Origin of the sequence: Bacillus sp. ISL-35 (assembly GCF_018613355.1) — a bacterium.
Classification (GTDB): Bacteria; Bacillota; Bacilli; order Bacillales; family Cytobacillaceae; genus Mesobacillus.
This window is the reverse complement of sequence record NZ_JAGGQK010000004.1, coordinates 586,231-609,679: the sequence shown is the minus strand read 5'-3', so window position 1 is coordinate 609,679 and position 23,449 is coordinate 586,231. Positions and strand designations below refer to the sequence as shown.

The 23,449-nt window shown below is 43.4% G+C and carries 30 protein-coding genes; 14 read left to right on the top strand and 16 right to left on the bottom strand.

The window, feature by feature from the left end:
• Positions 1 to 464: 464 nt before the first annotated feature.
• The 6 genes from J7E38_RS09010 to J7E38_RS24075 all read right to left on the bottom strand — a co-directional run bounded on the left by J7E38_RS09010 (position 465) and on the right by J7E38_RS24075 (position 4,501).
• Positions 465 to 1,241: a sulfite exporter TauE/SafE family protein gene (locus J7E38_RS09010; protein ID WP_214705154.1), complete on the bottom strand. Its 777-nt coding sequence runs from the start codon at positions 1,239 to 1,241 to the stop codon at positions 465 to 467.
• A gap of 90 nt (positions 1,242 to 1,331) precedes the next feature.
• On the bottom strand, positions 1,332 to 1,559 hold the full coding sequence (locus J7E38_RS09005) for a sulfurtransferase TusA family protein (RefSeq protein WP_023626705.1): 228 nt from the start codon (positions 1,557 to 1,559) through the stop codon (positions 1,332 to 1,334).
• Positions 1,560 to 1,634: 75 nt separating this feature from the next.
• Positions 1,635 to 2,756, bottom strand: coding sequence for an MBL fold metallo-hydrolase (locus tag J7E38_RS09000; RefSeq protein WP_214705155.1), 1,122 nt, complete (start codon positions 2,754 to 2,756; stop codon positions 1,635 to 1,637).
• Positions 2,757 to 2,800: 44 nt separating this feature from the next.
• Positions 2,801 to 3,379 carry a sulfurtransferase TusA family protein gene (locus tag J7E38_RS08995; protein ID WP_214705156.1) on the bottom strand — a complete coding sequence of 193 codons (579 nt, stop codon included), beginning with the start codon at positions 3,377 to 3,379 and terminating at the stop codon, positions 2,801 to 2,803.
• 26 nt (positions 3,380 to 3,405) lie between these two features.
• Positions 3,406 to 3,885, bottom strand: a complete 480-nt coding sequence (locus J7E38_RS08990; RefSeq protein ID WP_214705157.1) for a DsrE/DsrF/DrsH-like family protein — start codon at positions 3,883 to 3,885, stop codon at positions 3,406 to 3,408.
• A gap of 481 nt (positions 3,886 to 4,366) precedes the next feature.
• Positions 4,367 to 4,501 carry a hypothetical protein gene (locus J7E38_RS24075; RefSeq protein WP_260983616.1) on the bottom strand — a complete coding sequence of 45 codons (135 nt, stop codon included), beginning with the start codon at positions 4,499 to 4,501 and terminating at the stop codon, positions 4,367 to 4,369.
• Positions 4,502 to 4,645: 144 nt separating this feature from the next.
• Between J7E38_RS24075 and J7E38_RS24070 the strand changes: the two genes are divergently transcribed.
• The 6 genes from J7E38_RS24070 (at position 4,646) to J7E38_RS08965 (ending at position 9,642) form a co-directional block, all read left to right on the top strand.
• Positions 4,646 to 4,768: a hypothetical protein gene (locus tag J7E38_RS24070; RefSeq protein ID WP_285291715.1), complete on the top strand. Its 123-nt coding sequence runs from the start codon at positions 4,646 to 4,648 to the stop codon at positions 4,766 to 4,768.
• Positions 4,769 to 4,990: 222 nt separating this feature from the next.
• Positions 4,991 to 6,364, top strand: coding sequence for a cbb3-type cytochrome c oxidase subunit I (locus tag J7E38_RS08985; protein WP_214705158.1), 1,374 nt, complete (start codon positions 4,991 to 4,993; stop codon positions 6,362 to 6,364).
• Positions 6,365 to 6,379: 15 nt separating this feature from the next.
• Positions 6,380 to 6,919, top strand: coding sequence for a cbb3-type cytochrome c oxidase subunit II (locus J7E38_RS08980; RefSeq protein WP_214705159.1), 540 nt, complete (start codon positions 6,380 to 6,382; stop codon positions 6,917 to 6,919).
• Between the two features lie 88 nt (positions 6,920 to 7,007).
• Positions 7,008 to 7,403 (top strand): c-type cytochrome, encoded by a 396-nt coding sequence (locus tag J7E38_RS08975; protein ID WP_214705160.1) that lies wholly within the window; start codon positions 7,008 to 7,010, stop codon positions 7,401 to 7,403.
• A 16-nt stretch (positions 7,404 to 7,419) separates the two neighbouring features.
• A complete protein-coding gene (locus tag J7E38_RS08970) occupies positions 7,420 to 8,031 on the top strand; it encodes a 4Fe-4S binding protein (protein ID WP_214705161.1) in 612 nt (203 codons plus the stop codon).
• A gap of 30 nt (positions 8,032 to 8,061) precedes the next feature.
• On the top strand, positions 8,062 to 9,642 hold the full coding sequence (locus J7E38_RS08965; RefSeq protein ID WP_214705162.1) for a beta-propeller fold lactonase family protein: 1,581 nt from the start codon (positions 8,062 to 8,064) through the stop codon (positions 9,640 to 9,642).
• A gap of 20 nt (positions 9,643 to 9,662) precedes the next feature.
• Here J7E38_RS08965 and J7E38_RS08960 read toward each other — a convergent pair whose 3' ends face one another.
• The gene (locus tag J7E38_RS08960) at positions 9,663 to 10,565 is read right to left on the bottom strand and encodes a LysR family transcriptional regulator (protein ID WP_214705163.1); all 903 of its coding nucleotides are present in this window, start codon (positions 10,563 to 10,565) and stop codon (positions 9,663 to 9,665) included.
• Between the two features lie 40 nt (positions 10,566 to 10,605).
• Here J7E38_RS08960 and J7E38_RS08955 point away from each other — a divergent pair, with 40 nt between their 5' ends.
• The 7 genes from J7E38_RS08955 (at position 10,606) to J7E38_RS08925 (ending at position 15,258) form a co-directional block, all read left to right on the top strand.
• On the top strand, positions 10,606 to 10,791 hold the full coding sequence (locus J7E38_RS08955) for a hypothetical protein (protein WP_214705164.1): 186 nt from the start codon (positions 10,606 to 10,608) through the stop codon (positions 10,789 to 10,791).
• A gap of 284 nt (positions 10,792 to 11,075) precedes the next feature.
• Positions 11,076 to 11,789, top strand: a complete 714-nt coding sequence (locus J7E38_RS08950; RefSeq protein WP_215038325.1) for a cytochrome c biogenesis CcdA family protein — start codon at positions 11,076 to 11,078, stop codon at positions 11,787 to 11,789.
• 46 nt (positions 11,790 to 11,835) lie between these two features.
• Positions 11,836 to 12,531 carry a response regulator transcription factor gene (locus J7E38_RS08945; protein WP_214705166.1) on the top strand — a complete coding sequence of 232 codons (696 nt, stop codon included), beginning with the start codon at positions 11,836 to 11,838 and terminating at the stop codon, positions 12,529 to 12,531.
• On the top strand, positions 12,518 to 13,585 hold the full coding sequence (locus J7E38_RS08940) for a HAMP domain-containing sensor histidine kinase (protein ID WP_214705167.1): 1,068 nt from the start codon (positions 12,518 to 12,520) through the stop codon (positions 13,583 to 13,585). Before J7E38_RS08945 ends, J7E38_RS08940 begins: the two co-directional genes overlap by 14 nt.
• A 67-nt stretch (positions 13,586 to 13,652) precedes the next feature.
• A complete protein-coding gene (locus tag J7E38_RS08935; RefSeq protein WP_214705168.1) occupies positions 13,653 to 14,066 on the top strand; it encodes an OsmC family protein in 414 nt (137 codons plus the stop codon).
• On the top strand, positions 14,063 to 14,674 hold the full coding sequence (locus tag J7E38_RS08930; RefSeq protein WP_214705169.1) for a hypothetical protein: 612 nt from the start codon (positions 14,063 to 14,065) through the stop codon (positions 14,672 to 14,674). Before J7E38_RS08935 ends, J7E38_RS08930 begins: the two co-directional genes overlap by 4 nt.
• Positions 14,671 to 15,258 (top strand): peroxiredoxin family protein, encoded by a 588-nt coding sequence (locus J7E38_RS08925; RefSeq protein WP_214705170.1) that lies wholly within the window; start codon positions 14,671 to 14,673, stop codon positions 15,256 to 15,258. The genes J7E38_RS08930 and J7E38_RS08925 overlap by 4 nt, the downstream gene beginning before the upstream one ends.
• 286 nt (positions 15,259 to 15,544) lie before the next feature.
• On the opposite strand, the gene J7E38_RS08920 is transcribed toward J7E38_RS08925, so the two are convergent.
• The 7 genes from J7E38_RS08920 to J7E38_RS08890 all read right to left on the bottom strand — a co-directional run bounded on the left by J7E38_RS08920 (position 15,545) and on the right by J7E38_RS08890 (position 21,433).
• Positions 15,545 to 16,978: a bifunctional metallophosphatase/5'-nucleotidase gene (locus J7E38_RS08920; RefSeq protein ID WP_214705171.1), complete on the bottom strand. Its 1,434-nt coding sequence runs from the start codon at positions 16,976 to 16,978 to the stop codon at positions 15,545 to 15,547.
• A gap of 86 nt (positions 16,979 to 17,064) precedes the next feature.
• Positions 17,065 to 17,250, bottom strand: a complete 186-nt coding sequence (locus J7E38_RS08915; RefSeq protein WP_214705172.1) for a hypothetical protein — start codon at positions 17,248 to 17,250, stop codon at positions 17,065 to 17,067.
• Positions 17,251 to 17,413: 163 nt separating this feature from the next.
• The gene (locus tag J7E38_RS08910) at positions 17,414 to 18,535 is read right to left on the bottom strand and encodes an MBL fold metallo-hydrolase (protein WP_214705173.1); all 1,122 of its coding nucleotides are present in this window, start codon (positions 18,533 to 18,535) and stop codon (positions 17,414 to 17,416) included.
• Between the two features lie 27 nt (positions 18,536 to 18,562).
• Positions 18,563 to 18,952, bottom strand: a complete 390-nt coding sequence (locus tag J7E38_RS08905; protein ID WP_023626682.1) for a DsrE/DsrF/DrsH-like family protein — start codon at positions 18,950 to 18,952, stop codon at positions 18,563 to 18,565.
• A 14-nt stretch (positions 18,953 to 18,966) separates the two neighbouring features.
• Complete coding sequence (locus J7E38_RS08900; RefSeq protein ID WP_214705174.1) at positions 18,967 to 19,545, bottom strand: sulfurtransferase TusA family protein; 579 nt, start codon at positions 19,543 to 19,545, stop codon at positions 18,967 to 18,969.
• Between the two features lie 291 nt (positions 19,546 to 19,836).
• Entirely contained in the window at positions 19,837 to 20,865 is a 1,029-nt protein-coding gene (locus tag J7E38_RS08895; protein ID WP_214705175.1) for a F510_1955 family glycosylhydrolase, read from the bottom strand.
• 1 nt (position 20,866) lies between these two features.
• On the bottom strand, positions 20,867 to 21,433 hold the full coding sequence (locus J7E38_RS08890; protein WP_214705176.1) for a TVP38/TMEM64 family protein: 567 nt from the start codon (positions 21,431 to 21,433) through the stop codon (positions 20,867 to 20,869).
• A 102-nt stretch (positions 21,434 to 21,535) separates the two neighbouring features.
• Between J7E38_RS08890 and J7E38_RS08885 the strand changes: the two genes are divergently transcribed.
• Complete coding sequence (locus tag J7E38_RS08885) at positions 21,536 to 21,796, top strand: hypothetical protein (protein ID WP_214705177.1); 261 nt, start codon at positions 21,536 to 21,538, stop codon at positions 21,794 to 21,796.
• 171 nt (positions 21,797 to 21,967) lie between these two features.
• On the opposite strand, the gene J7E38_RS08880 is transcribed toward J7E38_RS08885, so the two are convergent.
• Positions 21,968 to 22,429, bottom strand: a complete 462-nt coding sequence (locus J7E38_RS08880; protein ID WP_214705178.1) for a hypothetical protein — start codon at positions 22,427 to 22,429, stop codon at positions 21,968 to 21,970.
• A gap of 41 nt (positions 22,430 to 22,470) precedes the next feature.
• Positions 22,471 to 23,358, bottom strand: a complete 888-nt coding sequence (locus tag J7E38_RS08875) for a helix-turn-helix domain-containing protein (RefSeq protein WP_214705179.1) — start codon at positions 23,356 to 23,358, stop codon at positions 22,471 to 22,473.
• Positions 23,359 to 23,449 lie beyond the last annotated feature (91 nt).

Here is a 23,449-nt window from a genome sequence, read left to right as displayed (position 1 = left end):
GACAGCTTTGGGCCTTCCCTCCTGAAATCTGTCAAAATAATCACGGGTTCTTGACAGCTTCGAGCCTTCCCTCTTGAAACCTGTCAAAATAACGATGGATTCTTGACAGCTTCGAGCCTTCCCTCTTGAAACCTGTCAAAATAACGATGGGTTCTTGACAGCTTTGACCCTTTCCTCTTGAAACCTGTCAAAATAACCACGCTTTCTTGACAGCTTCGAGCCTTCCCCCTTAAAAGCTGTCAAAATAACGATGGGTTCTTGACAGCTTCGAGCCTTCCCTCCTGAAACCTGTCAAAATAATCACGGTTTCTTGACAGCTTCGAGTCTTTCCCCCTGAAACCTGTCAAAATAACGATGGGTTCTTGACAGCTTCAAGCCTTCCCTCGCGAAACCTGTCAAAATAATCATCCTCCAACCACAACAAAAAGACTCCGCCGAGGCGAAGTCTTTTCCACACATGAATTTTACAGGATATCCATCCAGATTTTGATTGCTGTACCCAGGATCAGTACTGCCAGGATGTATTGAAGAATTTTTGTGTTTACTTTTTTACCTGCGTTCGCACCTAATGGTGATGCGATCAGACTGGCTACAACCATGATCATCGCCGGCCAGAAGTCTACCTGTCCAGTGGCAATTTTACCTACTGTTGAACCGATAGATGAAATGAATGTGATGGCCAGTGAAGTGGCGATAGTCATCCTTGTTGGGATTTTCAGGACAACGAGCATGATTGGCACTAGCAGGAATGCACCAGCTGCACCAACGATACCGGCGCCGATTCCGACGATCAGGGCGAAAAATGCGGCAAGCCATTTGTTGAATGTTACTTGATCAAGCGGGATATCATCGACGTTTTTCTTAGGGATGAACATCATAACTGCTGCAATCAATGCAAGAATACCGTATACAAGGTTGATGCCGCCTTCTGACATAAAGCGGGAACCGTAACTTCCGATCAAGGAACCAACCAGGATCGCAGCGCCCATGTAAATGATCAATGTCTTGTTCAAGTATCCGCCTTTACGGTAAGCCCAGACACCGCCGATGGTCGCGAAGAAAACCTGGACCGCACTGATCCCTGAAACCTCATGGGCACTGAATGCCGCGAGGCCGAACAATGGTGGTATATATAACAGCATTGGGTATTTAATGATGGAACCGCCAATTCCAACCATCCCGGAGATATAAGAACCGATAAAACCAATTAAAAATATAACGATAATAAATGATAAGTCCATCAGGTTTCCTCCTTAATTTAAATCACTGAACTCTGTTGTATTAACCTTTATAACCAAAAGAAAAGGGAGACCAGCTCCCCCTTCGTTCAATTAGGCCTTCTTCATCCAGAACTTGAACACACCGTTTTCTTCTTCATGCTTCAGTAGTTCGTTTCCAGTTGATTGTGCCCAAGCTGCAAGATCTTTTACAGCGCCTTTATCAGTTGTGTGGATTTCTAGTACTTCTCCAGATTGAAGGTCAGTGATTGCCTTCTTTGTTTTTACGATTGGCATTGGACAAGCAAGTCCTTTTGCGTCTAATACTTTTGCTACGTTCATGTTAAAATCCTCCTTGGTTGTTTAAAAAGTTGTATTTTTCGATACTGGTCAGGGAGCAAAGCCCCCTTGTCAGATTTATCTTACCGCACAGCGGTTTGGTCCGATTTCCATTTCTCTTTGCTTCTCATCGTCTGGGGTGATTTTGCCCATGTTTGTTTCACGGATTTCCTGGTATGCATTAGGCTGCGGAGGCAGGTTCTCCGTTACGAGTCTGCGGAATTCCGCTTCGTCTTCGATGTTCAAGCCATGGTTTTTCGCGAATAGAGTACCTAATTTTTCAGATACGCTGCCGTCTTCGTTCAGCTCTTCGATGATCATGAAGTGTGCTGGAAGAACAACCAGGTCATCGGAAAGCTGCTTGTAGCGATTGTATAGTGAGTTTCTTAAATCCGTTACCCAGTCTTCTGCTTTACCAGCAAGGTCCGGGCGTCCAATTGAGTCAATGAATAGTATATCCCCTGACAGAAGATATTTTTCATCAACGACAAAAGATGTAGAACCAATTGTGTGGCCTGGTGTGTAAAGTGCGTTGATGTCGATATTTGTGTCACCAATCTTTACATTGTTGCCATCTTCAAGAGGCTGGTAGTTGAAGGTTACTTCATCAGCATCTTTTGGAGGCAGCCAGTATGTTGCACCTGTTGCTTCGGCGATTTTTCTGCCGCCTGAAATATGGTCTGCGTGCAGATGTGTATCGAATACATGCTTGATTTCAACGCCAAGCTCTTTAGCGAAGTCAAGGTATACATCTGTCATTCTTGTTGCGTCGATCAAAGCAGCTTCACCGTTTGAAACGACCGCGTAAGAAAGGCAGCCTTTACCGATACGGACGAACTGGTACATGGATCCGCCATCTTTAAGCTCACCAACCTTAACTGGCTCAAGGTGTTCGCTCCATGCTTTCATTCCGCCTTGAAGATAAGATACTTCGCGGCCAGCTTCGTCAAGCATTTCAGCGACCATTACAGAAGATCCTTCTTTCGCGCAAACAACAAGCACTTCTTTGTCAGTTGGCACTTGATCAAGAATCTCTTCCACCCCATCAAGCAGGTCGAAGTAAGGAATGTTCAGGTACTCGAAGTTCTCACCTTCGATTTTCCAGTCATTGAAGTCGCTCTCGTTACGGACATCAAGGATAAATAAAGGTTCTTTATTGAATACTTTTTTTGTTACTTCTTTAGACGTCATTGGTTTCATAATCTATTGTACCTCCCTGGGTATGATTTTTTCTAAAAAAATAATTACTGTACTTTTGTATCAGTTGGGCCATTCCATCCGGACATGCCTGGTACAACATTCCAGACTTTCTCGAATCCATTGCTTGCAAGTGCCTGGGAAGCCATGTCACTTCTGTTGCCTGTGCGGCAAACAACAAGGATTGTTTTTGATTTATCAAGTTCTTCCATACGGCTTTCAAGATCGCCGAAAGGAATAGAGACAGCATTTGGAATATGACCGAATGCATATTCAGCAGGTTCCCTAACATCCAGGACAAGAACATCTTCGTTTGCTTCCAGCTTCTTCAGTACATCCTCATTGGAAACAATGTTCTCGAATTTGGTTTCTTCCTGCTCTTCACCTGAACCGCCTTTGCGGATGTAGTGCTTAAGAACATCGCCTTCTTCAATCGTTCCAAGGTACTGATTGCCAGAGCTTTTAGACCAGGCCTGGATATCTGCCCTAGAACCTTTATCCGTTGCAAGCACTTCTAAAACCTCGCCCGGATTTAAATTGTTGATTGCTTTCTTCGTTCTGACAATCGGCATTGGGCATGCTAGCCCTTTTGCATCGACTGTAGCATTTGTCTTAAAAGTTTCCATTTGTCGACCTCCAATTAAAATATCTATTAGATGAACAGGTTGACGTTGCCGTTTTCAGCATCAGCCAGGTAAGCTGCTACACCGGCAAATTCGACACCTTCCATGATTTCTTCTTGAGTAAGACCAAATAAGTCTACTGTCATCTGGCAGGCAACAAGTTTTACATCCTGTTCTTTAGCCATTTCAATCAAGTCCGGAAGCGGCATTGCATTATGCTTCTTCATGACATCCTTGATCATTTTAGGGCCAAAGCCTGCATAGTTCATTTTTGACAATCCCAATTTGTTCGCGCCTCTTGGCATCATCTTGGCAAACATCTTTTCAATGAAACCTTTATCCGCCTGGATTGGCTCATCTTTCCTTAGAGCGTTTAATCCCCAAAATGTGTGGAAGATTGTCACTTCATGATCATAAGCAGCTGCACCATTGGCAATGATATAAGCAGCCATGACTTTGTCATAATCCCCACTGAATAAAATGATTGTCGTTTTTTTCTGTTCTCCCATTATCTAACTCCCTCTCTTCAATTACGGTAATGGGTATTTTAAACGGCAAAAAAAATAAAATATGTTTTCCAACGTGATTACGTTGTTAAATACCTCACAGGGTATATATTATAAAAGATTCATCCCATTGTCAACCGTAAATTTGAATTTTTTATGACTTTTATCTGTTGAGATTGATTCAAGCCATTTAAGGCAGGACTCAATCCGGATATAATCATCCTATGCACAACTCAGTAAAAGTTGTTAAAGGTTCCTATGAGTATATTAAAAAAACAAAATAGAAGCTCTTTTGCCGATTGTCTCTATTTATATAGAAGAAAGTAGTTTCCTGATATAAGGATAAATTAGTTTTCTGGTATGTAAAATGGAAAGGATTGTGAGTTCATTAGAAGGAATTAATGCGGAAAATAAAAAAGAAAACCAAAGCCTGGGGTGAAGAATCTTTCAATTAGCAGATTGTAAAGATTGTGAACCAGGCTCCTTAGTCTTCGTCAAGCATTCTATATTTAACACTTTCATCGTAAAGCCCGTTTTTCTTGCTCCATGCCCAGATGATACCTGCAGAAGCGGTGAATGCGAACATGACGATCAGTAAAATCCATGCTCCCGGTGCCATTCCTACACCTCCTTTTAATATAATCTTCATCACTATCGAATTACTCTAACAGAAATTCCCGAAACCGTCCAGAGTATAATTCAGGGGTTGTAAAAAAAAATCTATCGGATTACAATGTGGTCAAATAATGAAGGAGGTACAAAAATGGACCATCAATCCCTTGGCTTTTTCTTCGATCTCTTCTATTACATCGGAGTGCCCATCCTGATTATCTTCATCCTTGATACACTTCGTAAAAAGAATAATAAAAAAGAAGAACAAAACTAAAACTTTCTCAACAGAGCGAATGCACTTCGCTCTGTTTTTTTTTGCCATAATTGTAAAAATAGACGTTATTTTACCAGTTAGTCAGCAAGTATAAAACAATTGGATAACACTATAAAAAAGTCGAATAACTTTATTTCAATATGGGATGTATCATGTAACATAGCAGATTGTGAAGAAATTGTGAAATTTTTGTGGTTATTTTATGAACAAGGGAGTGTCAAAATGTTTACAGACGAAAAATGGAGTTCTTCCAAGAACTGGTTCATTGCTGCTGTTTTTTGGATCATCATCGGCATGAGTATGGGACTTCTTACTGCAACAAAACAAATTTGGCCAGAATTGTTGAACAATCGCTGGACAACTTACGGGCATATTCGCTCAGCGCACGTCATGCTCGTCATCTATGCATGGTTATCAATGGCTTATGTAGGATCAATGTTCTACATGATTCCCAAGCTTGCAAAAACAAAAGTTTACAGCGAAAAGCTGGGGAATTTCGCACTAGTATTTTATAACATTGTCATTTTAGAAGGTTTCTTCGCATTGCTATTCGGACAGACATCTGTCATCGAGTACGGTGAATTCCCGCTCTGGGTTGACGTTCAGCTCCTTGTCGCTATCGGACTTGTTGCTTATAACCTTTTCAAGACGGTTGGACAAAGAACAGAGAAAATGCTTTATGTCAGTCTTTGGTACTTCCTCGGCTCATTGCTGTGGCTGCCATTGACATGGATTGTCGGAAACTTCCCGGCACAATGGATTCCAAGTGGCGTGCAGCAAGGTTTGATGGGCTGGTTCCTTGGACATAACGCAATCGGTCTCTGGATGACGACGGTCGGTGTCGGACAGATTTACTACCTGCTTCCTAAACTGACAGGACGTCCTTTATACAGCCACCAGCTTTCCATGATTGGATTCTGGGCAATTGCTACATTCTATGTTTGGAATGGTCCTCACCATTTGATGAATGGTCCAATTCCAAGCTGGATTTCTAAAGCAGGCGTCATTCCTTCCATCGTTCTATTGATACCGGTTTGGGCCGTATTGGCTAACTTCTGGGGTACGATGAAAGGTTCATGGTCACAGACAAGGACGAGCGTACCGCTTCGCTTCACAATGGCCGGTACGATTTTCTACCTTTTCGCATGTCTTCAGGGGCCATTGCAAGCCCTTCCATCCGTAAGTTCAGTCATTAAGTTCACGCACTGGACAGTCGGGCATGCACACATGGGACCATTCGGCGCGTTTTCTTTCACATCGTTCGCAGCTATCTATTACATTCTGCCTAAAATCGTTGGCCGCGAAATGTTCAGCAAGAGAGCAATGGAAGCACACTTCTGGTTCTCTACTGTCGGTTTCCTTGTCTTCGCATTCTCATTATGGATCGCAGGTGTCGTCCAGGGATTCGCCTGGATCGAAGGTGTACCATTCCTGCAGACTGTCTTGATGATGGAACCGTACGTACAAGGCCGCGCAATTGGCGGAACGATGATGTATGTAGCCCAGTTCTTCCTTGCATGGAATATGTATAAGACTATTAAACTTGCAAAACTTGAGAAAAAACAGCAAGCACAGCAGCAAGCTGCTACTGCTTAATGAGGAGGGAACACGTTGGAACGTAAACCATCAGCTGTATTAATCGTTGCATTGATTTTATGGATGTTCGGTGTAGCCGGCACGGTCATCCTTCCCCTCTTCGACCAGGAAATCAACTCTGCGACTGCAAGCGGTGAACTCCGCAACTACCCAGAGGATTCTGCTGAAGCAAGAGGAAGAGATATTTATATCCAGAATGGCTGCCAGACATGCCACACACAATTTGTCAGGGCATTGCCTGCCGATACGAACCAAAACCTTGGACCAGTATCTCAGGGCGGCGACTACAAATATGATTTACCACATCTTTTAGGTTCTAACCGTACTGGCCCGGATTTAATGTGGGTTGGCCTGAAATATAACGAAGACTGGCAGCGCCAGCACTTGATTGATCCTCAATCAACAAGCCCTGGTTCTATCATGCCATCCTTCGATTACCTGACCAATCAGGAACTGGATGACCTTGTTGCATACTTGATGAGCCTCAAGCCAACAGAAGAAAGATTGGAAGAGTACCAGAAAGAACGGGAAGAAGCAAAAATCAATGGAAAGTAAATAAGATCCATTAACTGCTCATTGCCTTGAATCCCAGCGATTTAAGGCGATGAGTTCCTATAACAGCATTTAAAGGCAGGTGTAGAACATGAAAAAAGAATATCAGCAACATGATAGCAAAGATGAGGATATTGTCTCCGGTATTAAAATTGAACATAATAGGGTGCCGAAACTCCTGGTAGCTGTATTTTATGTTGTGGCCATTTGGGCGATTGGGTATGCGATCTTCATGCCTGGAAAGCTTGCAGTCGAACCTGCGGCAGCTCCACAGGATAACAAGGGAGAGCTTATTTTCACAGGAACTTGCCTGAACTGCCATGCTACTGGTGCTGCCCCTGACTTGAAGGGTGTTACGGACAGGATGTCAGAAGAAGACATTAAGAATGTCATCAAAAAAGGCCGCAACACGATGCCTGCAATCGGACATCTTTACACAGAGAAAGAGATCGACAAGGTTTATGAATACTTAGAGGATTACAGATAAGGAAAGGAGGATTTACGTGGGTAAAACAATAAGTAGATGGGCATTTTTCATCATTATTTTCACACTGCCGTTCTGGAACGGTTTCCGGATGGATATCGACAACGAAAAGCTTTTCTTGTTTGGCTTCCAATTATCCTATGAGGCTGGCTATTTATTTTTCGTTTTCTTATTCTTGTTCCTGATGGCTTTCCTTGCACTGTCTATGATCGTGTACAGGGCTTTTTGCCAATATGCATGCCCGCATAATACCTTCAGCATGCTTTTGAACAAAATCGAATCGAAGTTGGGTGACAAAGGCAAAGCAGTTACATTCCTGCTTGCTCTGGTTGTCAGCATCTTCATGGCTTACTCGACTGTAAGTTACTTCTATAACCCTATTACAGTCTGGGAGTCACTCGTCAACTTTAAAATGGATAAATACTTCTTCCTTGTCACTTCAACTGCTGTTCTTTATACAGCTTTGTCTTACAAGGCAAGAAACTCTTTTTGTAAAGTCTGCCCATACGGACTTGCCCAGGGCATTTCACGTGTTGATGACAAAACAAAATGGCTTACACATCCTGGAGTATGGATTACATGGGGTACAACAACTGCCCTTGTTCTTGTCCTGCTTGTTGGATGGTTCTGATCAAATTTTAAAGCGAGGTGAAAACATATAATGAAAAAGATCTTGAAACTATCTGCATTCGCTTTACTGGCTGTCTCGCTTACTGCATGTTCTGAGGCAGCAGTTAAAGATACATCTCTTGATGATAAAAACAAAAAGGATCTCCCTCCACTCCATGAGGATTATTCTTCTAACTGGTGGAAAGACCAGCCGAACGGAAACGCAGACTCCAATAAGGACTGGGATGGAGAAGGCTGGATCCTCTCAGCGAACGAAGTTAGTAATGGGGTGGCCATTGCTGACATCAAAACTGGGAATCCGGTAAAATACATCCAAAGCTCAGGTACACCGCACCACATCCATTTGAACAAGGACCAGACTTGGGCATTTGCGACCCAGCGTTATGGAACAAGCGTCTTAGCGATCAATATGGAAACTTTAGAGTCTCATAATATCGATTTCCCTGGCTTCGAAAAACCGCCTGCGCCACAGCACATGACCTTATCTCATGACGGCAAATACGCCTTCACTTCATTGAATGGTGTAGAAGCAGTCGGAATGATTGATGCAAAAACAGCTAAACTCGTTAAGGTGTTTAAAAACGTCGGTAAAAAGCCAAGGGACTTGAATGTCACTCCTGACGGCAAAAAACTCTTTGTCAGCTTGCAGGCAGAACCATTTATCACTGTTATCGATATTGATACCGGGGAAATGAGACACCTTGAACGGACAGAAACAGACTATGGCAAAGGGACAGGTTCTGGCCTTGATATGTCAAATGACGGAAAATATGTTGCAGTTGCCAACACTGCTGACGATGAAGTTGCAGTTTATGACGCTAAAACAGAAAAGCTTTTAAAGAAATTTGGAGATATCCCTAAACCAGTTAACTTAAGCTTTATGGGCAATACGCATGATCTGGTTACAGGCAATCGTAATGATGGGTCAATTTCAATCATTGATACTGCCAAGCTAAAGTTCATCAAGACAGTAAAAACCGGAGCCGGTACGAACATCGCTTACCTTGGTCCAGATGGCTACTGGTATACTTCGCAAAACGGGGCTGGCTTCTTGACAGTCCTTGATCCAAAGGATAATTACAAAATTGTCAGGAAGATCTGGGGAGTACAGAATATTCACTGGCTGTCATGGAGTCCGGACGGAAGCATGATGTTCGGATCTAACTGGGGCGACAAAACGCTCACAAAAATTGACTTAACGAAAAAGAAGGATTTCAGACAGACAATTCCTGTTGGGTTGAATCCAAACGGCATCGCACTTAAAACAAATGTTCCAAAAGAACAGATTCTGGCTTATCAGAAAGGCAATGAGGAAGAAGCAAACAGAATCAAAAAAGCCTCTACCCTTGTATTCCCTGAGCCAAAAGATGTTAATGAGGAAGCTTTCCTCGGAACATGCCTGCAGTGCCATGATATCGGCCGGATCATGAAGAATTCAAGCAAAGGCGCAGAACAGTGGACATCTGTAGTGGACCGGATGGCTGGTAATGGAGCAAAGATGACAGATGAACAAAGACAGCAGATCATCGATTATCTTGCATCTGATGCACACAAGGCCCTTAAGATCCAAACAGAGCTTGAACTGGAGATAGCCGAACAAAATAAAAAATAAAAAAAAATCCTAATGCCTCTTTAACAGGAAGCATTAGGATTTTCATCTAGATTTCTTATAAAGTTCCATACTCTTTCATGCAGACTCGACTTGAACTGCTTATCCTTCCTTAACAAGAAGAATGGACGGAAACGGTCCCTGTCTTTAAAATGACTGACAATGAGCTGCCTGGATTGAACCTCCGGACAGATGGCCAGCTTGGAAAAGACTGCGACGCCAAGGCCATTTTTCACCCCTTCCTTGATGAGCGTGTTGCTGTTATAAACAAGGACGGACTTTGGTTCGATGTTCAGGCCTTTCCATAAATCCAGCGTCGCCTGTCTCATTGCGCAGCCAGGTTCGCGGATCAGCCAGGTCATTTCTTCAAGCTTTGCAGGATCCTGATTTTCCGGATTGACCCTGAGCTGCGGGGACACGCCAAGAACGAGCAGGTCATCATAAAATTCATGGGAAATAAAATCATAGCGTCCAGCTTTTCCCTCAACAAGAGCTAGGTCAATCTCGGAGGCATAAAGCAAATCAGTTATTTCGACCGATGTACCGATTGTGACCTGTATTTGATGGCTCGCTATATCAGGATTCAATTTTATGATATCCTGGATCATTTTGGATATGAGGCATTCACCAATTGTATTGCTGCAGCCGATCTTGATTGTTTCACTGGAATCTCCTTCAGCGAGAAGGCTTTCCAGTTTATCATTTAACGCCAGGAGCTGCTGGCCATGCTCATACAGGGTTTTACCCGCTTCTGACAGCCTTATTTTACGATTGGCCCTAATGAACAACTGCTTATTATAGTAAGTCTCCAACTGGCTGATTTGATGGCTGACTGCAGGCTGCGAAAGGTTCAGCATCTTCCCTGCCTGGGAGAAGCTCTCATATTTTGCAGCCGCTATGAATGTCTTAAGATGTTCGAGATTCAATATGATCGCACCCCTTTACTAATAGATTGGAGGGAATAAAATGAAGAAATTAGATATCACCGTTACAGTTATCGTATTATCTGTCTTTATTTTCGGTTTAATGTACTTCACCAAAGACGATTCAATTAGCTATCGCGATGTAAAATTTGAAATCGCGTCGATGGTCATTTTAGCCACTGTATCCCTGTTCACTTATTTCGGGATCAGAAGAAATTTAAATCATTAATTGGCATTATACCACACAGGGTTTAGATGTGAAGACAAAAAAACGCAAGGATAAAACCTGGGAGCTCTCTCCTGGGTTTTATTTTTTTATTCAGACAGTATACTAACAAGCAAGCGGGATTATGAATCAGTTCACATTTGAGAGAGAAAAAAATTGAAAGTCACTCTCAGTCATTATACAATATATTACGATATATACCAACAGGGGTATAAAAGGAATTATTCTTCATTAATCCTTAACAAAAACAATCCAATATAGTTTATAGAAAAGGAGTGAATATGGATATGTCAGATATTGGTTTATTTTTTGCTTTTACCGCCGGGATTTTATCATTTTTCTCCCCATGCGTGTTCCCTCTCCTCCCTGCTTACATAACTCATTTAACAGGAGGCAAAATTGAGGGATCAAAGGTCGCTGTCGATCGGGCAACGCTTTTTACCCGTTCATTCGGATTCATCATCGGCTTTAGCCTGATTTTTATCATCATGGGGGCCTCAGCTTCGTTTCTGGGACAGGTTTTCGCAAATTACAGGACAATCGTTATGCAGATTGCCGGCTTGCTGATCATCATTTTCGGCTTGCAGATGGCCGGTTTGTTGAATATTAAATTCTTGATGATGGAGAAAAAGGTCCATTCTGAAACGAAATCGAAGGGCGTTTTTGGTTCTGTGTTTCTGGGGATGGCGTTTGCAAGCGGATGGTCACCATGCGTCGGATTGGCTCTATCCTCCATCCTGCTTCTGGCCAGCTCATCCGATACTTTATATCAGGGAATGTACCTGCTGACTTCATACTCTCTCGGAATGGCTGTGCCTTTCCTGGTTATTTCTTTCGTCATTTCCTATTCATTAAAAGCAATCAAGAAGATCAATAAATATCTGTCAAAGCTCGCACTTGTAAATGGTATGATTATGGTAGGCATGGGCTTCCTTGTCCTGTCAGGCCAAATGCAGAAAATCAGTGCATGGCTGTCAGCTTACAGTTTATTTGGGTTCTGATTTTAAAAAGGATCTACCTTAATGCCTGAAGGAGTGACCTATTTTTGTGAAGAAAGAACTGATCGGCAAAAGTGTATTGGTAGTCGAAGACGACCCAAAAATAAGGACGCTAGTCAAAATCTATTTAACGAATGAGGGCTATGAGGTTCTTGAAGCGGACAATGGAATTGACGCTCAGGAGATGATTGAGAAATATGACCCTTGCATCCTTATACTTGACCTGATGCTTCCCGGCAAAAGCGGAGAAGAAATTTGCCGCTGGCTGCGGAACGATTTGGAAAGCATGATGCCTGTCATTATGCTTACTGCAAAGGCCTCTGAAAAGAGCAGGATCGAAGGCTTCAAGCTTGGCGCTGACGACTATGTGGTAAAACCATTCAGTCCGGCTGAGCTTATGGTCCGGATTGAAGCCGTATTGCGAAGGACGGCAAGCAGATGCGGAAAGCTGACTTTTACAGGACTCACCCTAAAACCGGCAAAAGGCCAGGCGCTGGTTGATGGTGAACCACTCGATTTGACCAACTTTGAGTTCAGGCTTCTCCATATGTTCATGCAGCATCCTGGACAGATTCTTTCGCGGACGCAAATACTCGATACCATTTATGAAAATAACGAAAAGGCCGTGACCGAGCGGACAATCGATGTACATATCAAGAATCTCCGTGAGAAAATCAAGGAAAAAACGCCGAAGGATTATATTCAGACAGTAAGAGGAATGGGGTATAAATTTGCGGCGAATTAAAAGCATCACGAACTTGTTGTTATCGAAGCTGGTGGCGGTCAACAGCATCGTCATCCTGCTGGTCATCATGCTGGCCGGTATTTCTGTAAAAGACTATGCCTGCTTCCTCGTCAATCATGAACAAGTGACCGGGCAGCAGCTCGTCGAAACCTTGAATTCATTCCTGATCAAGGTAAGCGTCATCGCTTTCATCGCTGCCGGGCTTTTGCATTATTTTTCAGTCAAAAAGATAGTGAATCCGGTTAAAGCGATGGCTGCTGCCGCAAATCAGGTGAAAACAGGAACAATCCCTTCGAAAATTGATGTGCAGGCAAGCGGTGAACTGGGTGAACTCGTAACAAATTTCAATGCCATGACCGAAACGCTTTCGGTTGTCCAAAAAAGGCGTGAAGAAATGTTAAGGGATATCGCCCATGAATTAAGGACGCCGCTAACGAATATCAACGGGTATCTAGAAGCTCTTCACAGCGGTGTATTGGAAGGTGACCAGGAACTTTTCGGATCGCTTCTCGAAGAATCAAGGCGGATTACAAGAATTGTCGATTTGATTGCCGAACTTGATGCATGGAGCCAGGAGTCCCATTTCCCCGAAAAACAATTCGAGGAAATCGATATGAAACAAGTATTGGCTGAATCACTTGCAGCGTTCCACTTGAAGCTATCAGGCAGGTTCGAGACATTCAGCCAGCAGCTCGAACACGCTCCTGTTCTTGGCCATAAAGACGGCTTGAAACAAGTCCTGTCCAATCTGCTGCAAAATATTATCGATTATGACACTGGCGGACACCTTGCCATTCAAGGACAGCGTGAGGGTGCAGAATACAGAATAACTTTTTCACATGAAGGAACCTATATCGACCCGGAACATAAAGAGCTAATTTTCGAACGGTTTTACAGGCTTGAAGAATCCCGCAGCACAAAAGCTGAGGGGGCCGGTCTTGGCCTGGCGATCGCGAAAAGTATCATGAATGCCCACCAGGGACAAATTGGACTTGATACTGATGGGCATAATCACTCATTTTGGATCAGGATACCACTCCATTCTGTTTCTTAATCAATCCTTAACAATCCGATTACATACTGGACTGAAAAGTAGTTTTCGAATTAAAGGAGTGATACTCATGGAATTTACTTATTATAATGAGAAACTTATCGGACAGATGGAATATGGTTTCCTTCCAATCTCCCCTAACGCAGAATTGGGATATAGGCCGATGGAACTGTTCGTATCCTCACTGACTGGCTGCAGTACAGCGGTGCTGGCAAATATTCTGGTCAAGAAGAGAATAGACTATAAAAGGATCGACGTTAATGTATCAGCAGTCAGGAATCCCGAAGAGGCAAACCGGATTGAACGGCTGACATTCGATGTAGCCGTGCAGACCGACACATTGGATAAGGCGAAGCAAGCTGAAAAGATTGCCGCCCTTGTCCTGAAAAATTGCGGCATGATCCAATCGGTCATTGGAAGCATCGACATCCGATATCTGATTGAATTCACGCCAGACCAGCCCAAAAAAGGTGATGTTGCTTGAATTATATAACGATTGGCAGATTCACGCTGCCGGCAGATTTGCTTGCGGCGTTCGCTGCCATATTTATCGGTGCCCTGATCTACCGGGCCAGGGAAAAAAAGAGCATAGGTGACTGGTATTGGAACAGCTTTTTCATCTACATAGCCATCTATAAGCTAAGCTATGCAGTTTTCAATTTCAAGATGTTCCTTGACACCCCCTTCTCCCTCCTCTATTTTAACGGTGGCACAGAAGGCCAGATCCTTGGTTTTGCAGGCATTGCAGCCTATTTGTATTGGATTGCAAGGAAAAAGGAAAGCATGATCCAAGTGACCGAATATCTGCAGGGTTATTTCCTTTTCTTTATGCTCTATTGGACCGGACTATTCGCATTTTCAGAGGCTTTCATCGCTGCTGGGGTACAGGCACTCCTGGCGATCATTTATGGAGCGTTTTATTTTAAAAAAATGGAGCTTTCGAAGGAATATGCTATATTATTCTTGATGCTTGAAGCACTCGTTCTCAGTCTTTTTTCTGATTTGCTTTCAGCGGAAAACGTGCTGATCTTTGCACTTGGTATTTATTTGCTAGTATTTCAGGGTTTAAATAAGGAGGAATTACAGCATTGAACAAAAATCTTTTATCATTCGCGATTTTAGCATTGGCTGTTGTCATTTTGGTCGTGAATATCTGGAAACCAGATTCGACCGAAAGCGAAAAGAAAACAACAGCACCAACAGAGGAATCCGTTGAAACAACTGAAGATATCCCGGGCGCTAAGCTGTCATCATTAAGGGAAGGCGCTGAGGCACCTGATTTTGAATTGAATACCCTTGGAGGAGAAACAGTCAAGCTGTCCGATTACCGCGGCAAAAGAGTGATCCTGAACTTCTGGGCGACATGGTGCCCCCCTTGTAAGGCCGAAATGCCACATATGCAAAATTTCTATGAAGAATACAACGATCAGGGCGTTGAAATCCTCGCTGTCAATTTGACCAGCATGGACAAAGGTGTGGAGGAAGTCCAAAAATTCGTTGATGAATATGGTTTAACCTTTACCATCCCTTTGGATGAGGAAGGAAACGCAGGAACAACCTATCAGGCGTTCACAATCCCAACCAGCTACATCCTCGATGAAAAAGGCGTAATTACCAAGAAAATCGTCGGACCGATGGATGAGAAAATGATGAAGGAACTCACAGGGGTAAAATAAGAAAAAGTCACGGTCTGTGCCGTGACTTTTTTGTTTTGTTTTGTTGTAGGTGCTGCTCCGACCTTGAAAAGTCTTCCTTGGACATTTTGACGATGCTTCGCCTTCGAAATGTCCATTAAAACACCTTTCTTGGACATTTTGATGTTCCGTCTCCTCCGAAATGTCCATTAAACCTTAATTCTTAGACATTTTGGCGCTGCTTCTCCTCCGAAATGTCCATTAAACCCTATTTCTTAGACAATTTGACGCTGATCCGTTTTCAAAATGTCCATTAACCAAAAGGTTTCTAGATGCTCAAAATCTTTGGTTCTCGATTAGCTTTGAATGTTCCCTTTTCATTTAAGAATTGCTTGATCACATCTATCGCATGGACACCGTGATAAGTTTTTCCTGCTTCCGCCCCTTTGAACAACTGCTTCCCGCCTCCGGCAATTTTATATTTCCTGTTCAGGTCGATTTCCTTGCCACCAACGAGCAGCTTCTGGATCCTGTTGCCTTCAGGGTTGTACGGCTTGAAAGCCATGAACATTCCAGAGGATCTTAGTATATATCCGCCTTTTTGCTTGAATGGATCCCTTGAGAATACCATCTCCAAATTCTTTTCGAGTGCATTGATCAACTGCTCCCCGCTCAATTCCAGCGTGAACATTCCAGGGTTTGTCGGGATGATGGTATGCAAATCGTATTCCGTTATCTCACCAGGCTTAACGGGTGTTCCATAACGCCAGCCATGGGAAAACGCCAGGTCGCAATCAGCAAATGCATGAAGATAAGCGTCAGTGATCAGCTGGTCCATCGGTGCTTCATTTAGGGTCATCCTGTGTAAAATCGACTCCGTCCTGCCTGCCACAGTAGTCCGTTCCTTCCTGTAAGGCTCCAGGATATTGGCAATCATCCCTTCCATTTCCTCATCTACAGGAAAGCTCTCATCGATTTCTACCAGTTCATACTGATAATTAGCCATTTTTCCGCCTTCCATAGTGATCTCCAGCTTTCCAAGGAAAGAAGCACTGGATCCTGCCTGAACGACCAGAGCGCCATTTACGGTAATCGGTTTTTCAATCCGGTCATGGCTGTGTCCGGATAGGATAATATCAATTCCCTCTACCAGGGTTGCCAGTTCAACATCAAGCGGGAGGCCCATATGGCTCAGCAGCACAATCAGATCCACGTTGCCTTTTAACTCCTCGACGCAACGGAGAGTCTCCTCCACACCTTTTGAAAATGAAAGACCTCTAGAAAAGCTTTCCGGCATCGTTTCGTCGACATATGGATAGGTCAGTCCAATGACTCCTAGCTTTAAGCCATTCATCTCTTTAATCATATAGGGCTTTAAAAAAGATTGATTGGAATCCGGCTCCTTTACATTGCATGAGAGAGCCGGGAAAGGAAGGGCATTTGCCAATGAAGATAACTGCTCTTTTCCATAGGCAAAATCCCAATTTCCCGGGACCCAGCCATCCAGTTCCATCTTTTGCAAAGCTGGTACTAGCGCATCCCCTTTTGAAGCAACTAACGGGAGTGACCCATGAAAAAGGTCGCCGCCATCGAGGAATAATACATTTCCTTTTTGCGATCTAAGATCTTTGATATATTTTGCAATCCGCGGAAGGCCACCAGTTTTACGGAGCTCGGGCTGGTTGTCGTTCCAAAATAATTCATCATGCAAATCCAGACTTCCATGGGTATCGTTCTGCTGGATGATCGTCAACTTGGTCATAGTTTCCTCCTCTATCAATTTTCTTTACGTATAAAAGCTTTTTCCGTAAACGTCCTGATTGCATGATGCTTATGGAAAAAGCCTTGTTAATTAAAGGCTCTGTTAAACAAGACTGTTGATTTTCGTTCCAGGCGCTTCGCTTTCCGCTGGAAGAATAATGAAAAAGCCCAACTGCCGGCTTTTTCAAAAGGCAATTCTTCCTGGCTGGCGCTGAGCCTCCTCGTCGCTTTGCTCCAGCGTGTCTCATCTGACCAGCTGCGCCCGCAGGACACTGAATAGCTTCCTCGAATTTGCCCATGCACGATGGAAATGCGATAGCATTTTCGGAGGAGTCTACGCGCCTTCCACTACAATCAACAGGTGTAAAAACAAGATTTAGCTTTAACAGAGCCTATTTAAAAAAGGAGTACCTTCACCATAAGGTACTCCTTTTATCTATCTTACTGCGCAACGATTCGGGCCGATTTCCATTTCCCGCTGTTCTTCGATATCCGGGTTGATTTTGCCCATATTCGTCTGCCTGATTTCCTGGTAGGAGTTAGGCTGAGGCGGAAGGTTCTCGGTCACTGTCTTCCTGAACTTCTCTTCACTGTCGATTTGCAGTCCATGGTTCTCGGCATAGAGCACGCCAAGTTTTTCAGACACGCTGCCGTCATCATTCATTTCATTGATGCCCATATAGTGGGCAGGCAGGACAAGCAGTTCATCGGCAAGCTCCTTATAGCGCTTGTACAAAGTATTCCTCAGATCACCAACCCAGTCCTGTGCCAATCCGGCAAGGTCAGGGCGTCCGATTGAGTCGATGAACAGAATGTCACCTGTCAGCAAGTATTGGTCATCTATAATAAACGAAGTACTCCCGATTGTATGACCAGGAGAGTATAAAGCCTGTATCACAGTGTTTCCAACCTTGATTTCATCGCCATCCTGAAGGGGTTCATATTGGAAGGTAACTTCTTCTGCGTCTTTAGGCGGGAGATAGTATTTAGCCCCCACTTTATCAGCAAGCTTCTTTCCGCCGGAAATATGGTCAGCATGAAGATGGGTATCAAGAAGGGCAACGAGTTTAAAATCCTTGCCAGTCATGAACTCCTCATACTGTTCAATCATCCGGTTTGTATCAATAATCCCAGCCTCACCATTGGATTCAACAAGATAGGAAAGACAGCCTTTCCCGATCCGGACGAATTGGTAGAGCGATCCGCCATTTTTAAGGTCTCCGATTTTTATAGGCTCAAGATGCTCACTCCAGGCTTTCATGCCGCCTTCAATCGAATAGACATTTGAATATCCAGCTTCTTCGATCTGTTCGGCAACAAACTCTGAAGAGCCACCTTTTGCACATACGACATAAATCTCCTGATTTTTTGGCAGTACATCCTTTATTGGATCGATCCCTTCAAGCAGGTCAAAGTATGGCGCATTATGAACTTTTACATTGCGGCCTTCGATTTTCCAATCATCGAAGTCATCCGTATTTCTTGCATCAATGATAAACAGGTCTTCATGGTTAATGACTTTTCGAACTAATTCTTTTGCTGTAATTGTCTGGACCATTTCATTCCTCCTGTTATGCTTTGATTCTTAGAATGTCAATGTAATGTCTGCATCGCTTGCAAAGTGAAGGAAAGAAGCTGCTCCGCCAACGTCAATACCATCAACGAACTGGTCTTTTTGAAGAGACATTACGTCCATTGTCATCTGGCAGGCAATCATCTTGACGCCCATTTCAGCTGCCATTTCAACAAGCTGTTCAACTGGAGGAACGTTTTCTCTTGCGAAACCTTCCTGGAAGTGCTCAGTTCCTGCTGGCATAGGAAGTTGCTTATGCGCTTCCTTATGGATCAGGTTAAGCCCTTCGAATGTAAAGAAGATTCCTACTTCTGCGTCTGTTGCTGCTGCCGCAGTCGCGATATTGAATACTTTATATGCATCGAACATTCCGCCGTTAGAGGCGATGATAGCTACTTTCATTATTTGGTTCCTCCTTATTTTTCAACTGATGTTTCCGTCGGGCCTGTCCAGTCCTTCATCCCGGAAACAACATTAATTGGTTTCTTGAATCCTTTTTCAGCAAGCTTCTTCGCTGCCATATCACTTCTTGATCCGGAGCGGCATATGATATAGACATCCTCTTCAGGATCCAATTCATTAAATCGCTGCTCCAGTTCTCCAAGCGGAATCGATTTTGCATTCGGAATATGGCCAAAAGCATATTCAGCAGATTCCCTTACATCGAGAACCGTTACCTTCTCTTCGCCTTCCAGTTTTGCCAACACTTCTTCAAGTGTGGCTGTATGAGGGTGTGGCGATTCATTGTTCAGTTCATCTTCACTTGCTTTACGGACATAATGCTTTAGCACATCTCCATCCGTGATTGTACCGAGATATTGATTGCCTGTACTTTGAGCCCATGCTTTAAGATCTGTTGTAGATCCTTTGTCAGTCGCCTGCACTTCAATAACCTGTCCAGGTTCCATCTCATTCATGGATTTCTTCGTTTTGACAATCGGCATCGGGCACGCAAGTCCTTTTGCGTCCAGTACTTTATCCGCAGAAATTGACATAGTAATCCCCCTTCCTAAAGCTTAGTATTTTATGAATTCGCGGAATCCATACTGAAAAAAATCTCCCTAGTTTATATACCTCCTACGGTAAAAACTATGCGTATATTGTAAATAAAATAAAAAAAAACAGCAACCATTTTGTCTTGGCTGCTGCTTCCTGCTTATTCGGTACTAAAATAGGTATTCGGAGCAGGCAGATTTGGAATGCTGTAGCCGTTTCTGCCCAACAAACGGAATGTAACTCACCAGATTTAGGCTACTGTATTGCCTGCCTATGAGATGGGTGCCGGATTATTGTTCAATCTTCCCGTTCACCAAAAGCCGCTTCCATGTCTGGCCTCCATCTTCAGATTCATAAAGGTCATTCAAGATGGTGATGAAGGCAATTCTTCCCTCCTGTCGTGGGTCAGCCGCTATATATGTGATTGGATTATCATCCTTAAGATGCGGAATCGGAAGCTCTTCTGATGCCCCTTCCCGCTTGGGATCCAGCTTGTACATTTTAATTCTTAGATCCTGAACCGGAGAAATAAACAGTGATTTTTTCGAGAATGCTGCTGCAGTCACCATCTCGAAATCTCCCGCTTTCTTCATGTTCTTCCCGAAGTCATCTGTGAGGAAGACACCTTCCTTTGTTGCCATTGCGAATACTCCCCCGTTTTCCGGGTGAACTGCAATCATACCAAGTGTTTTCGCCTCCAGTCCCGTCATGTCAATTTGCTCCCAGCTTCCGGCATGATCCCTGGATAAATAGACGCCTCTTTCCATGCTGGAATTTGGTTCTTCATTGATTAAATAAAGGCTGCTGTTGTGGTAGCCAGCGGAAAGGAAGTGGAAATCACTTTCACCGTAAAAAGCGATTTTCTCAAGTGTCCTGCCCTTATCCGTGCTTTTTATAAGGCCAAGCGGATCCTTCAAACCCGCCCCTTTTTCTGGGTGACCACTTGCAAAGAACCCATCCTGGGTTGCCTGAAAACCCATATAATCATGATTTTGTCCGCCATTTTCCAGCCATTCACCCTTTATAAACATTTTTAGGCCATTATGCGATGCAACATAGAGGCCAACATCATTACCTGGATATCCTATTCCATGTACGTGGTCTATTTTTTGCTCAGCTGCTTTTCGGACGAACTTTTCAGCTGGAATATCGCTGGTTATGTTCCCCTCCGTGCTTGGCTGGTTTTCAACTTGTTCTTGCTGTTCCTTCTGTTTCTGCTTTACCTGGTTTACCTGGTTTTCCTCCTGGTCCGAACAGCCTGTCAAAACCAGTGCGGTGAAGACAAAAGCTGCGGCCAGTAGCCTGTTTCTATACCTCATTTTACATCCTCCGTTTTCTTTTCTTCGTTGTCCAATAATAGTAGCAGACACCCACCACAACCGCAAAGACCGTCATTGACAGCTGGTACTCTGTTTTCCAGCCCAGCAAGGTGTGGACCGAATAGGATTCAATAAAGAGTGCAGGAATTTTACCAATCGTACTCGATACCATAAATGCAGGTGCGCCCATTTTGCTGTAAGAGGCAGCAAGCGTCACCAATCCTGAAGGTGCGAAAGGGAAAAGCCGCAATAATATCACCAGTATAAACGCCTCTGTGCCAGCAGTGCTCTTCAGCCGTTCCAGTCCTTTAATCGGTTTGGTGCTATTGATTTTTTGCGCCAGTTTTTTTACCCCTTTACGATAAAGAAAAAAGCTGATGATTGCTCCGGCAGCTTCTCCAATGATCGAAAGAATAAGGCCGCCGCTGAAACCAAAATAAATAATATTAGCAGCTGTCACAAATGCGCTCGGTATAACTCCAAGTATTGAGATTGTTATACTGACCGTCAGACTGATCAAAACCGCAATCCAGACCGGCTGTCCAGATAAAGTATCTAATAATGCCATTTATGTTCCCCCGAAAAAAGTACAATAATTTGTCACTGCTTCTGCTAAGTTTTTGCACACTGTCCCGCTAAAATTTACATATAAACGAAAGGAGTTGAACTGATGATGAAAAAACTGTCATTAAGTTTTTTAAGCGCAGCCTTAATCCTAGGAGCCAGTACAGCCGCCTTCGCGGAGGAAGGAACAGAAGGAAAAGGCATATTCAATTTTGGCCAGATGAAGCCGCTAATCGAAAAAATGCACCCAGGCTTGTCCGATGAAGAGGTCAAGCAAATGTACAATGACTGCCACGGAACCAATGGTGCTATGCCTAGCAAAAACTTCAATATGATGAATGGAGGCCATATGGATATCGTTGATTGAAAACTGGCTATTCCACTTCAAATAAGGTTCTGGAGAAATCCAGAGCCTTTCATAATGTACTTGGTCTATTCTAGCTGAAGTTTTTGCAAAAAAACATGAAGAAAGAGATATTTTCCCCTGAACATGAAAAAACAACCTGACCAAATCGGTCCAGGCTGTCTCAAAGCATTCTTAAACTAATCCTTCACCTTCACAAAGCTGTGACGGCAGGTCGGCTACAATTGTTCCGCTTTGCGAGTGCTGTGAGGGAAGATCTGCTACCAATGTTCCTTCTTGGGCATGCTGTGATGGCAGGTCGGCTACAATCGTTCCGCTTTGCGAGTGCTGTGAGGGAAGATCTGCTACCAATGTTCCTTCTTGGGCATGCTGTGACGGCAGGTCGGCTACAATCGTTCCGCTCTGCGAGTGCTGTGAAGGAAGATCCGCTAACATTGTTCCTTCTTGTGCATGCTGTGACGGCAGGTCGGCTATGGTGACTCCATCGCCCGAATGTTGTGACGGCAAGTCGGCTATGATTGTACCACTTTGCGAATGTTGGGATGGCAAATCGGCAAGGCTTCTATCTCCAGAATCCACACCTGACACACCAGCAAAAAACGCAGCAATAATGGTCATCAGTAATATTCTCTTCATTGTATCCTCCTCTGCCTATGGCTAAAAAGTTATAATGCGTATCAGCAATATTTCAATAATTTTTCCATTTCAGTTTCTACTAAGCTCGCAAACTTCTCATTCTTCTGCAGCTTGAAAAGCATGACTGCTTTTTCAAGATATTCCTTGCCTTTGTTTTCTTTACCCAATTTGATGAAATTCATGCCTGATTGGTAATAAAGTTCTCCAAATAAATACATATTTTCTTCATATATACAATTATCGATGCCTTTGCTGCAGTATATGAGTGATTCCTCATACCTTTCCAGCTTTGACAACGCCTGTGCGAGACCGTAAAGAATCCTTAGCCAGATGCTTGAATCCTGGACTTGAGGCAGCTCTGTCAGTTGGTTAAGGGCACTCAGAAAAAGCTCGACTGCCTTGTCAAGGTTCCCGCTGTCCTTTTCAATGATGGCCATACTGGTCAAAATCTCAATCTCACGTTCGGTCATGCTATCCTGTTCCTGATGAGTCATGGCCAATGCCCCATCCAGCAGGCTGATGGACTTTTGCTTATCTTTATCAAGGTAGTAAATACAGATTCCCTGGTGCCAAACTAAAAATTGATCGAAAGACGTATGCTTAAAAAGCGGATTATCCTGCTCCTTTTGGATGATTTCATGAATAGCCGCATAATCCCGCTCTCTTTTATATTTTTTAATTAACTCCGTGACAGCGATAGCGTAATTGTATGTATCCGTGGAAGCGATATCGAAAAAATGGTTAAGCTCTACTTCAAGCTTTAAAGCCATTTTGTATAATTGATCAATTGTTGGATATTTCTCTTCTTTTTCAAATTGAATGATATCCTCTTCAGAACATATACCTGCAGCCAACTGTTCCTCAGTCAACCCTTTAAAAACTCTTGAAGACTTAAGTATTTTTCCGAAGTTATATCCAACCAGGCTCATCCCTACACCCCATTTAAACGTAATTATATATATTTTATCATAGTGTTTGTAAAATTTAAAAATTTGTAGTGCAGAACTTGAAATAGTGAAA